General features: G+C 38.4%; 11 protein-coding genes. All 11 read left to right on the forward strand.

What is annotated here, in order from left to right; all coding sequences use genetic code 11:
• The first annotated feature begins 383 nt into the window (after nt 1–383).
• The 11 genes from BM350_RS18065 to BM350_RS18115 all read left to right on the forward strand — a co-directional run bounded on the left by BM350_RS18065 (nt 384) and on the right by BM350_RS18115 (nt 14,787).
• Nucleotides 384–2,243 carry a glycerophosphoryl diester phosphodiesterase membrane domain-containing protein gene (locus tag BM350_RS18065; protein WP_090917595.1) on the forward strand — a complete coding sequence of 620 codons (1,860 nt, stop codon included), beginning with the start codon at nt 384–386 and terminating at the stop codon, nt 2,241–2,243.
• Nucleotides 2,244–2,361: 118 nt separating this feature from the next.
• Nucleotides 2,362–4,701: a xanthine dehydrogenase family protein molybdopterin-binding subunit gene (locus BM350_RS18070; RefSeq protein ID WP_090917593.1), complete on the forward strand. Its 2,340-nt coding sequence runs from the start codon at nt 2,362–2,364 to the stop codon at nt 4,699–4,701.
• Nucleotides 4,698–5,540, forward strand: coding sequence for an FAD binding domain-containing protein (locus tag BM350_RS18075; RefSeq protein ID WP_090917592.1), 843 nt, complete (start codon nt 4,698–4,700; stop codon nt 5,538–5,540). Before BM350_RS18070 ends, BM350_RS18075 begins: the two co-directional genes overlap by 4 nt.
• Entirely contained in the window at nt 5,537–6,007 is a 471-nt protein-coding gene (locus tag BM350_RS18080) for a (2Fe-2S)-binding protein (protein ID WP_090917590.1), read from the forward strand. Before BM350_RS18075 ends, BM350_RS18080 begins: the two co-directional genes overlap by 4 nt.
• On the forward strand, nt 6,004–6,960 hold the full coding sequence (locus BM350_RS18085) for an XdhC family protein (RefSeq protein ID WP_090917588.1): 957 nt from the start codon (nt 6,004–6,006) through the stop codon (nt 6,958–6,960). Before BM350_RS18080 ends, BM350_RS18085 begins: the two co-directional genes overlap by 4 nt.
• A gap of 1 nt (nt 6,961) precedes the next feature.
• Nucleotides 6,962–7,564 (forward strand): nucleotidyltransferase family protein, encoded by a 603-nt coding sequence (locus BM350_RS18090; RefSeq protein WP_090917586.1) that lies wholly within the window; start codon nt 6,962–6,964, stop codon nt 7,562–7,564.
• 635 nt (nt 7,565–8,199) lie between these two features.
• Nucleotides 8,200–9,333: an alanine dehydrogenase gene (gene ald, locus BM350_RS18095; protein WP_090917584.1), complete on the forward strand. Its 1,134-nt coding sequence runs from the start codon at nt 8,200–8,202 to the stop codon at nt 9,331–9,333.
• Between the two features lie 89 nt (nt 9,334–9,422).
• Nucleotides 9,423–10,838 (forward strand): amino acid permease, encoded by a 1,416-nt coding sequence (locus BM350_RS18100; protein WP_090917582.1) that lies wholly within the window; start codon nt 9,423–9,425, stop codon nt 10,836–10,838.
• Between the two features lie 113 nt (nt 10,839–10,951).
• Nucleotides 10,952–11,512, forward strand: a complete 561-nt coding sequence (locus BM350_RS18105) for a class I SAM-dependent methyltransferase (protein WP_090917581.1) — start codon at nt 10,952–10,954, stop codon at nt 11,510–11,512.
• Between the two features lie 510 nt (nt 11,513–12,022).
• Nucleotides 12,023–12,400: an ArsR/SmtB family transcription factor gene (locus tag BM350_RS18110; RefSeq protein WP_020061255.1), complete on the forward strand. Its 378-nt coding sequence runs from the start codon at nt 12,023–12,025 to the stop codon at nt 12,398–12,400.
• Between the two features lie 23 nt (nt 12,401–12,423).
• Complete coding sequence (locus BM350_RS18115) at nt 12,424–14,787, forward strand: heavy metal translocating P-type ATPase (protein WP_090917579.1); 2,364 nt, start codon at nt 12,424–12,426, stop codon at nt 14,785–14,787.
• Nucleotides 14,788–14,815: the final 28 nt, after the last annotated feature.

A 14,815-nucleotide genomic window follows, 5' to 3' on the forward strand; every position in this document is an offset into this window, starting at 1 on the left:
GGTCGAGAGGGACTGGCTATGTATAGTAGCGGTCAGGGCCTTTTCCTGCCACGCCCAAAGTTTGAAAACAAAGAAAGGCAGCGAGGTGTAGGTCCATTTTTACCCCGCTATTCGTGGGTAGTAATACTCCCACCTCAAAATTTGGCGAAAGCATTGTCTAGTTCCAGTGGCTAGAATGTTCGGTGGCTTCGCTGCTTCCTACGAGGTAAGAAACACCTCTACGTCAGAAGCTCCATCCCCCTCACATTCTGGACGAGCCACTTCCACATTTCTTTGTTGTCCAGCTCTAGCGGCTAGAATCTCCGGTCGTTTCGCCCCCCTAAAAAACAAGGGTTTTATGTTGTTTTTTAACTTAAATATAGTTTCAGAATATGGAGGAATCTATGCTACACCGAAAAAAACTATCTATACCAGGGGTAATGAAACATTCCTTTCAGACAGTAAGGTTTGCCTTTGGAAATGTATTAGCGTTTCAACTTATGTACAAACTTCTAGCAGTAATTGTCTTTATCCCACTATTCGGTATGATTTTTAATAAGTTATTATACTGGGGTGGATATGCAAATGCGACAAATGATGAATTGTTTGCATTTTTTAAAACACCGTACGGAATTGCAGCTATTTTCATTTTACCTGTACTAGCACTTTTTCTCATTTTTATCGAATTTGCAGTGCTTATTATTATTTCGTATTTTGCACATAAACGACAAAAGGTGAGACTGCGTCCAATTCTATATAAAACGGTAACGTATTTACCTTCTTTTTTCACATATTGCTTACCAGGATTTATTTTGTATGTTGTAGTTTTACTACCTCTTTTAAGCATCGGTTATAAATCTGCACTTCTTCCTGAAATTCAGATTCCTAATTTTATTACAGGCGAATTACTGAAAACAACAATGGGACAAGTCGGATATTATTTCTTTTTCGCCGTAGTTGCCTATGTAAATCTTCGTTGGATTTTTGTGTTACCTATCATTGTTTTAGAAGAAAAGCCGTTTCGCGTAGCTGCTCGTCAAAGTGCAATGTTAGTAAAGGAAAACTTTTTGAAAGTCCTGTTCTTTTTCATTGGATTTTTTATTTCGATAGGCATTGTTTTTCTGCTTTTTACAGGTGTTTATTTATTGTTACTGCTCGGGGTATATAAATTTACAAATCCAGAAGGAACATTTGCTTTATTAGCACAATCTACTCTATCTGTATTTTTAACGAGTACATTTTATATATTTAGCTTTATTGTCACCCCGTTTTACATTATGGCACTTATAAGGTTGTATTTACAGAAAGTTCCCGTTGAAGCTGTTTTAGTAGAAGAGGGCCTTGACTATTTTAAAACAAAAGCAGAGAAATGCTTCTTTCAAAAGCATCGATTGAAATTTATTGGTGTATATATTTGCGGGGTTGTTGTAATGGGAATGGTTTTGGCCTTTATTGTAACCTTTATTACGAATTCTTATAAAGAGCCTATTATTATGGCGCATCGTGGTTACATCTCTAAAGGCGTAGAGAACACAAAAGAGTCAGTCCAAGGAGCGATTGATGCGAAAGCCGATTATGCGGAGATTGATGTATTGCAAACGAAAGATGGAGAATTGGCCGTTATACACGATTTGAAATTAAAGCGTCTTGCGAATGCAAATGTACAAGTGTCAGAATTAACGATGGATGAACTTCGAAAGCTTACGTTAAGGCAAGGTGAATTCTCAGGAGGAATCAGTACACTTGATGAAATTATTAAACTTGCAAAAGGGAAGATTAAGCTTAATATAGAAGTGAAGCTCCATGGAAAGGAAAATGAAAAGGATTTTGTAAAGAAAGTTTTAAAAACCATTGAGAGAAATGAATTTGAAAAGCAATGTGTGATTCAAACATTGCATTACCCGCTTATTAAAGAATTTAAACGTGCAAATCCCGATATAAAAGTAGGATATGTCCTATATGCAAGTGTAGCAAATTTAAAACATGTTCCAGCTGATTTTTATGTAGCGGAAGAATATATGTTGAATAAGCGCTTAGTCCAATCAGCTCGTAAATTAAATAGACCGATTTATGTATGGACTGTAAATGATATGGAAAACTTAAGGGGATATTATAAATTGAATGTAGATGGAATTATTACAGACTATCCAGACGATGCGAGGAACACGATTAAAATGCTCAAAGAGCAAGAGGAAAATGAAACGGATATGTTTGAGAAAATTACGGAAACAACCGAAGACTTATTTGCAAAGCTATTTATGTAAAAAGAGGCTGCTAGTGAAACACTAGCAGCCTCTTTTTTTGTATGGAGAGATCTGTACTAAATTGTTAGTCGTATAAATAGGATGGTAGAAGAGCAGAGCAAAGCAAAGGAGGCCGAGAATGGAACGGTATCGTGTCATAGGGAAAAGTGTGAAGCGAAAAGAAAGTGCTGATAAAGTAACGGGAAGAGCAAAGTATATTAATGATGAAATAGAGGTTGGCACGCTATATGCAAAACTTCTTACGAGTCCATATGCACATGCTTATATTAGGAGTATAGATATTCGTGAAGCGAAAAAAGTACAAGGCGTACATGCTGTGGTAACGGGAGCGGATTATCCTATTCTTGTCGGCTCTAGTATCGTTGATCGTCCTCTGTTAGCCTTTGAGAAAGTACGGTATTTTGGTGAACCGGTTGCACTTGTTGTGGCGGATAATGAAGCGATTGCAAGAGAAGCAGCAACACGGATCCGTGTTATATATGAAGAGCTCCCGATTATTCGTTCCCCTTTGCAAGCCTATAATGAGCCAAACATATTAGTTCATGAACACGTGGAACAATATAAATTAGAAGAAAAAGTATATCCAAAGCCGCATACAAATATCGCAAATCGGACGAAAATTCGTAAAGGTGATATTCAAAAAGGATTTGCTAGTAGTGACACGATTGTTGAGGAGACATTTTCTTTTCGGCAATCTGATCATGCGGCGATGGAAACGCGGTGCGCTAGAGTAGAAATGAAACCGAATGGAGATGTGATTGTTCATTCTACATCACAGGCTCCTTTTGAAATAAAGAGGCAGTTAAGCGAAGCGTTTGAAATTGATGAAGGGAAAGTTATTGTACATGTGCCGTTAGTCGGGGGGGCATATGGTGGAAAAACAGCAGTACAGCTTGAATTTTTAGCATACATTGCTTCAAAAGTAGTAGGGGGAAGACGAGTTACTCTTCAAAATAGTAGAGAGGAAGATTTCATAATGTCTCCTGTTCATATCGGTTTACAAGCAAAAGTAAAGCTTGGATGCACAAAAGATGGAAAGCTGCAAGCAGCAGAAATTTTGTATTTATTTGACGGCGGTGCTTATGCTGATCGAGCGGTAACGATGAGTAAGGCGGCCGGGCTAGACTGCACAGGCCCATATGCGATCGAAAACGTATGGTGTGATTCACTTGGTATGTATACAAACCATACATATGCAACGTCGTTTAGAGGGTTTGGACATTCAGAGTATACATTTGTAATGGAACGAACGATCGATATACTTGCTGAAAAGTTAGGGATGTGCCCGCTTATGTTTCGTTTGAAAAATGCGATTAGACCAGGAGATACAACGCCGACACAAGTGCTTGTAACGCCAAGTAATACGGGAGATGTGGCAGCGTGCTTACAAAAGTTACAATCGCTTATTAATTGGGAAGAGGGAAAGAAAGTGATTCTACCTAATGGCATGGTACGTGCTAAAGGGGTTAGCTGCTTCTGGAAAAATTCGACTACGCCAAGTAATGCCGGAGCAGGTGCTGTGTTGACTTTTAACGGTGATGGTAGTGTCAATATCAATTGCGGTGCTGTTGAAATTGGGCAAGAAACAAAAACGGTGCTAACACAAATGGTTGCTGAGAAAATGAACATGAATACTGATGATGTGCATATCATGATGGAAGTCAATACACAAGTTTCTCCAAAACATTGGAAAACAGCAGCGAGCCGAACGACACTCCTTGTTGGAAATGCGGTTGTAATGGCTGCAGAAGACGCAATGAGGCAGCTCTGCCAAACGGCTTCAAATTTACTTGGATACCCCGCAGAAGAATTAGAGATTGCAGGAAAACAAGTTTATGTCAAAACGAATCCGAATCTACATGTACCTTTTTCTAAAATTGCATTTGGGTATGTAGATGCAAATGGGAATGTAAAAGGAACAGAAGTGGTGGGAAGAGGGAGTTATGTACTGGAAGGAATTACAGACATTGATTATGAGACAGGAAAAGGGAAACAAGGACCGGAATGGGGAGTAGGGGCGCAAGCGGTAGAAGTGGAGTATAACCCTAAAGATTATACATACCGATTGTTGAATGCTGTAACAGTTGCCGATGCGGGAATCGTTTTAAATAAAAAGGGAGCAGAAACGCAAATTATGGGGGCCATGAGTATGGGGCTCAGTTTTGCAACGCGAGAAACATTTCATTATGATGCGAAAGAAAGAAATTTGAATCATCAGTTTCGTTCTTATAAAGTCATCCATTACGGGCAACAGCCAAAATATATTGTCGATTTTGTAGAAGTACCACATAAAGAAGCTGCATTTGGTTCTAGAGGACTTGGGGAACATGGAATTATTGGCATGCCAGCAGCTTTAGGAAACAGCTTATCCATAGCAACTAGTATTTCATTACGAAACTTACCGCTTACGCCAGAGTTAATTTGGAAAGAGACGCAAAAAGGAGAAGGGATGGAATGATACCATTTGATTTTGAGTATTATCGTCCGGATTCTATTCAAGAGGCTATTCGATTATTTCACCAACTAGATCAAGAGGGGAAGAAGCCGCTCTACTATGGGGGCGGAACAGAAATTATTACGATGGGACGTTCGCAGCGCATTCGAACAAAAGCTGTTATTGATATAAAAGATATTCCAGAATGTAATGTTTGTGAATGGCAGGGTGACAAACTTTTACTTGGTGCAACATTAACGATAACAAATGTTCAAGAAGCGCAAGTCTTTCCGCTCCTTGGGGAAACTGCTGGCCGGGCCGCAGATCGCACGGCAAGAAATAAAATTACAATTGGCGGAAATGTTGCGGGAAGGATCCGCTATAAGGAGGCGGTTCTGCCTTTTTTATTAGCTGATAGTACATTTGTCATTGCCGGGATTGAGGGGATTCATTATGTACCTGCTCATCAAGCTTTTGTGGAAAAATTACAATTACAAAAGGGTGCGTTTCTTGTACAAATGATTACAGATCGGCAGTATGTGACAGCACCGTATTATAGTGTAAAAAAACGCCAACTAGAAAAAATTGATTATCCCCTTGTAACGGTTGCGTCGATTAAATATGATGACGAAATTCGAATGGCGTGCAGTGGCTTATGTGTGTTTCCATTTCGTTCACTTCAGATGGAAGCAGATTTAAATAATAAGCACATTCCATTTGAGAAAAGAATTGAACACGCCTTAACCCATATTCCAGCTCCTGTATTAGATGATATAAGAGGCTCGCGTGCTTATCGGACATTTGTATTTCAATCTGTACTGCAAGATATATTGCGAAATTTTGCAAAGGGGGACGAAAGATGAGAAACGTCCAGCTCATTTTGGATGTCAATGGAGAAACGCGAGAGGTAGTTGGAAGAATGGCCGATACGCTGTTACATATATTACGTCACGAACTGGATTTAACAGGAGCAAAGCCTGGCTGTGAAAACGGTGATTGTGGTGCTTGTACAGTTCTTGTTGAAGGGATACCAATCAAGTCTTGTATTATGCTGGGGGTTGAAGCAGTTGGAAGACAAATTATAACGATTGAGGGATTACATGAGACACCCATTCAACAAGCTTTTGAAGAGAAATGGGCTTTCCAATGCGGATACTGTACACCGGGATTTATTATGAATTGCCATGGACTTGTGTCGCAAAGGCCTGATGCAGATGATCATGTTATTGAAGAATGGTTAAGTTCTAATATTTGCCGATGCACGAGTTATCAAGAGATTGAAGAAGCTGTAAAGTCTGTATTAGAAAAGCAGCGAGGGGATTCAAAATGACTTCCGCATATGGTGTATTAGAAGCGTTGTTATGTTGCGAGGAACGCTGTGCATTAGCGACAATTATTCATGTTGAAGGATCGGCATATAGAAAAGAAGGAACGATGATGCTTTTTCAAGAAGATGGCACAAAAGTAGGAATGCTAAGTGCAGGGTGCATTGAAGAAGAGCTTTTCTACTATGCTGTAGATGTTATGGAGCAAAATACTTGGGCGATTCATACATTTAATACAAAGGCAGAAGACGATTTGTCCTGGGGAGTAGGATGTAATGGTGTTATTCATGTATTAGTGGAACATATAGATGATACCTATAAAGCGATTTTACAAGACTTATATATTCACCTTGCTAATGGTTCCTCGGCTTGGATGGTGAAAAATCTTTCGTTAGAGCAAACTGCACTTATATATAATAATGGTAATACGTACGGTAATTGGGAAGGGGCTATTCCACAGGCAACTTACTTGAAAAATGGGTTGCAAGATGAATATTATAGCCAACATTTTATACCAAAGCCCCGCCTGTTTATTTTTGGAGCAGGAGAAGATGTAAAGCCACTCGTTCGTTTTGCGAAGGAAACAAGCTTCTTTGTAACAGTTTGCGATTGGCGGGAGGCCTTATGTAATACGGATCAGTTTCCAAATGCTGATGCATGTGTGGTTGGTTTTCCAGTAGAAATGATACAAAAACTTTCATTACATCCAAGCGATTTTCTTGTCATTATGACGCATCACTTTGAAAAAGATCGACAATTACTATCTCTTTTATTAGAAAAAAATGTTCGTTATATAGGTGTTTTAGGACCGCGTCATCGCACGGAGCGCTTATTAGACGGTAAACCAGTTCCTCCTCATCTCCATTTTCCTGTTGGAATTTCAATTGGTGCACAAGGTCCAAGTGAAATTTCCGTTAGTATCATGGCTGAAATTATCGGGCAATTACGGATGAAGTGAGATGAAAATCATTGGTGTATACTTGGCGGCTGGAAATAGTAGACGAATGGGACCGGGAATCCATAAACTTTCTCTTCCTTTACACAATGAACCACTTGGTAATGCAGCACTCAAAACTGCTTTGTCTTCAAATCTCGCAGGTATTATTATTGTCACAAATGATGAAAATTGGGTTTCACAATCATTACGACATGAGAACGTACACCTTCTTTCTTGTTTTGATTCTAGTCAAGGACAATCCCATTCACTGCGCTGTGGTATTAAGAAAGCCATGCATATGAAAGCGGATGGAATTGTTGTCTTACTTGCTGATCAACCTTTTATTAAAACAGAGGTAATTAATGAATTACTAGATTGTTATAAACAACATAAAACGGTCTATTATGTAGCAGCAAAGTATCGCGGAATTGTAAGGCCGCCTGTTTTGTTTGCAAAGAAAACATTTCCTCTCTTGCAAACATTAAAAGGTGATCAAGGAGCTCGCACTATTTTTCAACAGTCATTTATAAAGGGGATAACGATATCGTATGAAGAAGCGACCCTTTTTTATGATGTGGATAGTTGGAGTGATTATCAGAAAATGATACAGTATTACGGAAAGTGAAAAACGAATTGTTTTATAGAGCATTCACAATCAAGTCTTATTACTCAATTTCATCGGGCTTATCCAACAGGGATAGGTCTTTGCTATTGAGTGATTTTTAACATATATAAGTGAAACAACGACATAAAAATCCCCTTTCCTTTTAGAGGGACGAGAGCATTTGGCCATGCAGGAGTTTCCTACTACATGCAAGGTTTAAAACAAAAGGAGAAAGCAAGTAGCGGTTATATTTTGTTCTACATAGCAGCGGCTTATATGTTGGAAAATTAAAATGGAATGGTCCATCTTCATAAATTATATCGATAAACAAATATTTAACAGGTTGCAAAAGTTTTGTAAGTCGTTAAGCAGGAGTTTATAGAAATTATTGACGGATTTTTGTATAACATTTATTTGTTAAAAAACTTTCTGAAAATAATAAATATAGAACGGTAAAAAAGAAATAGAGCACCTATTTCCTAATAAAATTAATTTACATTATTTACACTATTTCAAATATAAAAACTTTTACTTTTTTCATATGATAGCGTTTTCATAGATTGAAAGTTATGCTAGAATAAGTTCATAAGTTATTAACTATTATAAAAAGAAAAAAGAATTACTTTTTTCTGTTAATTATAAGGGGGCATTTCATTATGCGTATTGGGGTACCAGCAGAAATTAAAAATAACGAAAACCGTGTAGCTATGACACCAGCGGGTGTTGTACATTTAATTCGTAACAATCACGAAGTATTCATTCAAAAGGGTGCAGGATTAGGATCAGGTTTTCCTGATGAGCAATATGTAGAAGCAGGAGCAAAAATCGTAGAAACAGCTGAAGAAGCTTGGGCTATGGAAATGGTAATGAAAGTTAAAGAGCCAATTGCAAGCGAATATAAATATTTCCGTGAAGGCCTAATCTTATTCACTTACTTACACTTAGCTCCAGAACCAGAATTAACAAAAGCATTAATTGAAAATAAAGTAGCAGCAATCGCTTACGAAACAGTTCAATTAGAAAATCGTTCTCTACCATTATTAGCGCCTATGAGTGAAGTTGCAGGTCGTATGGCAGCACAACTTGGTGCACAATTCCTTGAGAAAAACAAAGGTGGAAAAGGTATTTTATTAGCAGGTGTTCCAGGCGTAAAACGCGGTAAAGTAACAATTATTGGCGGTGGACAAGCTGGTACAAATGCTGCTAAAATTGCAGTTGGTTTAGGTGCTGACGTAACAGTTATCGACTTAAGCGCAGATCGTCTTCGTCAATTAGATGATATTTTCGGTAACCAAGTGACAACTTTAATGTCTAATCCTTACAATATTGCACAAGCTGTAAAAGAGTCTGATCTTGTAATCGGTGCAGTATTAATTCCAGGAGCAAAAGCACCAAAGCTTGTAACAGAAGAAATGATCAAGTCTATGGAGCCAGGTTCTGTTGTAGTTGATATCGCAATCGACCAAGGTGGTATTTTCGAAACAACTGACCGTATTACAACACATGACAACCCAACTTATGAAAAACACGGCGTAGTTCACTATGCAGTTGCAAACATGCCTGGTGCGGTTCCACGTACATCTACACTTGCATTAACAAATGTTACAGTACCATACGCAGTACAAATCGCAAACAAAGGTTACAAAAAAGCTTGCTTAGAAAACACTGCATTATTAAAAGGTATTAACGCATTAGAAGGCTATGTAACATTCGAAGCTGTTGCAGAAGCACATGGTGTAGAATATAAAGCAGCAAAAGAATTATTAGAAGCAGAAGCAGTATCTTGCTAATCTAAATATCGAACAATATTTTCATACAACAAGATGAGAGCTAAGAGAAGTGCCTCTTAGCTCTTTTTAACTAGAAGGGGGCAAGAGTCGTGGCCAACTTATTTAAAAAGAAATCCGTGACACAATTGTTAAGCCAAAGTCAAAGTAAAACTTTGACAAAAACATTAGGGGCATTTGACTTAACGATGTTAGGAATTGGAGCGATTATCGGTACAGGAGTACTCGTATTAACTGGATTAGTAGCAGCAAGAGATGCTGGTCCAGCTGTTATTTTCTCGTTTATGATTGCAGCAATTGTTTGTGGTTTTGCAGCATTATGTTATGCAGAAGTTGCTACAGCGCTTCCTGTATCAGGTAGTGTATATACGTATGCATATGCAACAATTGGAGAATTTGTTGCCCATTTAATGGGATGGACATTATTGTCAGTTTATGTTTTAACAACAGCAGCGGTAGCCGGCGGCTGGACGGGTTACTTTAATAATTTAGTAAGCGGATTGGGATTAGAAATTCCGAAACAACTGTTAACGATTCCAGCTCACGGCGGAATTGTGAACCTTCCAGCGATTTGTATTACGTTAGTATTAACATGGTTACTATCTCGCGGTACGAAAGAAAGTAAACGTGTTAATAATGCAATGGTATTAATTAAAATTAGTATTGTTGTATTGTTTATTGCAGTGGGTGTATTCTATGTAAAACCAGTAAACTGGACGCCATTTGCACCGTATGGTATAAGTGGGATTTTTGCCGGAGGAGCTGCAGTATTCTTTGCTTTCTTAGGATTTGATGCATTAGCAACTTCAGCTGAAGAAGTAAAAAATCCACAGCGTGATTTACCGATTGGTATTATTGCATCGCTTGCTATTTGTACAGTTATTTATATTGCAGTTTGTCTTGTTATGACAGGAATGGTGTCATACAAAGAATTAAATGTACCAGAAGCGATGTCTTATGTATTAGAAGTTGTTGGGCAAGATAAAGTAGCAGGTGTTATCGCAATTGGTGCAGTAATTGGGATTATGGCCGTAATTTTTGCTTATATTTACGCGACAACACGTGTATTCTTTGCGATGAGCCGTGATGGTTTACTTCCAAAATCATTTGCGAAAATTAACCAAAAAACAGAAGCGCCGGTATTTTCAACATGGTTAACAGGTATCGGAAGTGCTTTAATTGCCGGATTTGTCGATTTAAAAGAATTGTCAAACTTAGCGAATATTGGAGCATTATTAACATTTGCGATGGTAGGTGTTTCTGTACTGATCCTTCGTAAAACACATCCGAAATTACAACGTGGCTTTATGGTACCGCTTGTACCAGTATTACCGATTATTTCAATCGCATGTTGTCTGTTCTTAATGGTAAACTTACCGCTTACAACATGGTTATACTTCGGTGCTTGGCTTGTGCTAGGAGTTATCGTATACTTCGTATACTCTAAGAAACATAGCCACCTGCAACAAGATAAAGGTTCGCAAGATCATTTAAAACAAGCAAATTAAAGGGATAAAGCCTTATGCGTTGGGGAGCGCATAAGGCTTTTTTATGTTTTTGAAGGGATTTTAGGAAATCTCATAGAAACATATATGTCGAAAGATGGAAAAGGGGGATAATAATGGTTGTAAAAGAGGGAGTAAAAGTTGTAGTTGGTGCAGAAGGATATAATAACAATCCAGGGTGGTTACATACACAAGAAAATGAACTAAATTTATTAAAAAGGGAAGATTGGGTGAAAAAATTTGCTCCAAACTCTATAGCAGCAATCTTAGCAGAGCATGTGTGGGAGCATTTAACATATGAAGAAGGAAGAGAAGCAGCAAAAATTTGTTATGAATTTTTACAGCCGGGTGGTCATCTTCGCTGTGCCGTACCAGATGCATTTTTCCCAGATGAAGATTATCAAGCAGGCGTACAAGTCGGCGGACCAGGTCCATTAGATCATCCGGCAGCGAGTCATAAAATTGTTCATAATTATAAAACGATGACTTCGATGTTTGAAGAAGCTGGTTTTGAAGTGAAATTACTGGAGTATTGTGATGAAAACGGAGAATTTCATTATCATGACTGGAATGAAAAAGACGGCTTTATTTATCGTTCCAAACGTTTCGATCATCGCAATCAAGATGGCCAACTTGGTTTTGTTTCGTTGATTGTCGATGCGGTTAAGGCTAAGTAAAAGAAAAAAGCGCACAAATTTAGCATGTCGTTAATATATCAGCGATTCTTTGGGTATATCGGCGCTTTTTACAATATATCGACCGTTTTTTAGCATATATCGGCGATTCGACATGATTTAAAGACCCTTCGACACTGTTCGACATACCAAACGTACAAAGAGAACCCTTTAGTATAAATTAAGGGTTCTCTTTTAGGTTCATCACTGTAACATGGGGTTGTTTTTTTGGAAATGAATCATTTTTCATACACGGAACGGAGAGTGGCGACTCCTGCGGGAATAGCGAGGAAAGTGAGACCCCGCAGGCTCGCTCTCGCCCGCGGAAAGCGTCCACTCGGAGTGGAGTGTACATCTTATATGTCCCCCGTCTTTTGGTGATGAACCTTTTCTTATGAAATTTTCAAAAAATAAAACCAGAAATGATTGACACATATGAACAATCACTCATATAATAAAAATATAAAATATATGAACAATTACTCATATGTTCAAATGAAGAGGTGAGCTATTGTGACGGAACAAAAAGTAGAAACAAATGAAGAAACGTGTTTACAAAATGTCATTCATCAAGAAGTTGTAGAAAAAGTACAACAAACGATTCCACAGGATGATAGCTTAAGTCAAGTAGCAGAGTTATTTAAAGTATTAGGAGACCGTACGCGCACACGTATTTTACACGCCTTATTTGAGGCAGAAATGTGTGTATGTGATTTAGCATATTTACTCGGAATGACGCAGTCGTCTATTTCCCACCAATTACGTGTATTAAAGCAAGCGAAGCTGGTCAAAAATCGTAAAGAGGGAAAAGTAGTGTATTATTCACTTGCAGACCATCACGTTATTCATATTTTCGAGCAAGCATTTGAGCACGTAAATGAAGAAAAATAGAAACAACACAAGGAGGAACAAGTATGGGGGAAGCATTGGTAAAACGAAAACTTGTGTTAGAGGGATTGGACTGCGCAAACTGTGCAATGAAAATTGAAAAAGGTGTAGGAGAACTAGAGGATGTATCATCGTGTTCTGTTAACTTCGTAACGAAAACGATGACGGTAGAAACAGCGAAACAAAATGAAGAACATGTTGTCAAAGAAGCAACACAACTCGTAAATAAATTAGAACCGCATATTTATGTGAAAGAAGAACAAAAAACAAAAATAGCAAAAGAAACATTTATACTAGAAGGTTTGGATTGTGCAAACTGCGCGATGAAAATCGAAACAAAAATAAACGAAATGCCTGCAATTACATCCGCATCTGTTGATTTTGTTTCTAAAAAATTAAGAATAGAAGTAGCAAATAAACAAGAATTAGAGACAACTGTTGAGCAGATAAAAGAAGTCGTACAGAAATTAGAACCAGAAGTAAACGTAGTGCGTGAGAAAGAGAAAACAGAGCATAGTCATAGTCATGATCACGGAGAAGCGAATACGAAAAAAATGATTTGGCGGTTATCGATTGGGGCGATTTTAACTGCTATTGCTGCACTAGCTTCATTACCGCAAATCATCATAATTCCACTTTTCGTGATTGCTTATATGATTATAGGCGGCGATATAGTTTTACGTGCTGCAAAGAATATTGTACGCGGACAGGTGTTTGACGAAAACTTTTTAATGGCAATTGCAACACTTGGTGCTTTTGGGACTCAAAACTATTCAGAAGCTGTCGCGGTAATGCTCTTTTATCAAGTAGGTGAACTGTTCCAAAGCATTGCGGTAAATCGTTCCCGTAAGTCAATTAGTTCATTAATGGACATTCGACCTGATTACGCAAACTTAAAGATAGGAAATGAATCGAAACAAGTATCGCCAGAAGATGTGCAAATTGGTGATTTCATTATCGTCAAACCAGGTGAAAAAGTACCGTTAGACGGTAAAGTAATCGAAGGAACATCGATGGTAGATACATCGGCGTTAACAGGAGAATCTGTACCTCGTGAAGTAGAAGTCGGCAGCGATGTATTAAGCGGTTTTGTGAATCAAAATGGTGTCTTAACAATCGAAGTGACGAAAGAATACGGTGAATCTACGGTTTCAAAAATTCTTGATTTAGTGCAAAATGCAAGTAGTCGTAAAGCACCGACAGAAAACTTTATTACGAAGTTTGCTCGTTATTATACACCAGCTGTCGTCGTTACAGCTGCAGTATTAGCTTTTGTTCCACCGCTTATTATAGAGGGGGCAACGTTCTCAGATTGGATTTATAGAGCGCTCGTCTTTCTTGTTATCTCTTGTCCTTGTGCATTGGTTGTTTCGATTCCACTTGGGTTCTTCGGAGGTATTGGCGCAGCATCTAAGAGCGGAATTTTAGTGAAGGGCAGTAACTATTTAGAAGCATTAAATGATGTAAAACATATCGTATTTGATAAGACAGGTACGTTAACAAAAGGTGTCTTTAAAGTAACAGATATGCAACCAGGCGAATTTGTGACGAAAGAAGAATTGTTACAGTATGCAGCATTTGCAGAGGTATATTCGAATCATCCAATCGCGCAGTCCATTCGAGCTGCATATGGAAAAGTAGTCAATGAGCATATGATTGAAGAGTATAATGAAATTTCTGGTCACGGCACAGTTGTGAAAGTGAACGGAAAAGAGATCTCTGCTGGAAACGCAAAGTTAATGAGAAAAGAAAATATTCCATTCCAGCAACCGCAAACTGTTGGAACACTTGTACACGTAGCTGTAGATGGTATGTATGCTGGATACATTGTCATTTCTGATGAAATCAAAGAGGATGCTAAGCAAGCAATTCAATCGTTAAAACAACTTGGTGTAAAAAGAACCGTTATGTTAACCGGCGATGCAAAATCAGTCGGAGAAGCAGTTGGGAAACAACTGGGGATTGACGAAGTCCATGCCGAACTGTTGCCGCAGCAAAAAGTAGAAGAAATTGAGAAAATTGATGCGACGAAACATCCGAAAGAAAAAATTGCGTTTGTTGGAGACGGTATTAACGATACACCTGTATTAGCAAGAGCGGATGTTGGGATTGCGATGGGTGGTTTAGGATCAGATGCAGCAATTGAAGCGGCTGACATTGTAATCATGACAGATGAGCCTTCGAAAATAGGAGCGGCTATTCAAATTGCAAAACGCACGCGCAGTATCGTATGGCAAAACATCATTTTTGCCTTAGGGATAAAAGGAGTTGTTCTTTTATTAGGGGCATTCGGCATTGCAACGATGTGGGAAGCTGTCTTCTCAGATGTTGGTGTAACGTTGCTGGCTGTGTTAAATGCGATGCGTGTGCTACGAGTAAAGGATTTGTAAAAGCAAAAGGAGAGAAGCGAGGTGCTTC

The organism is Bacillus sp. 103mf (assembly GCF_900116295.1).
Classification (GTDB): Bacteria; Bacillota; Bacilli; order Bacillales; family Bacillaceae_G; genus Bacillus_A; species Bacillus_A bruguierae.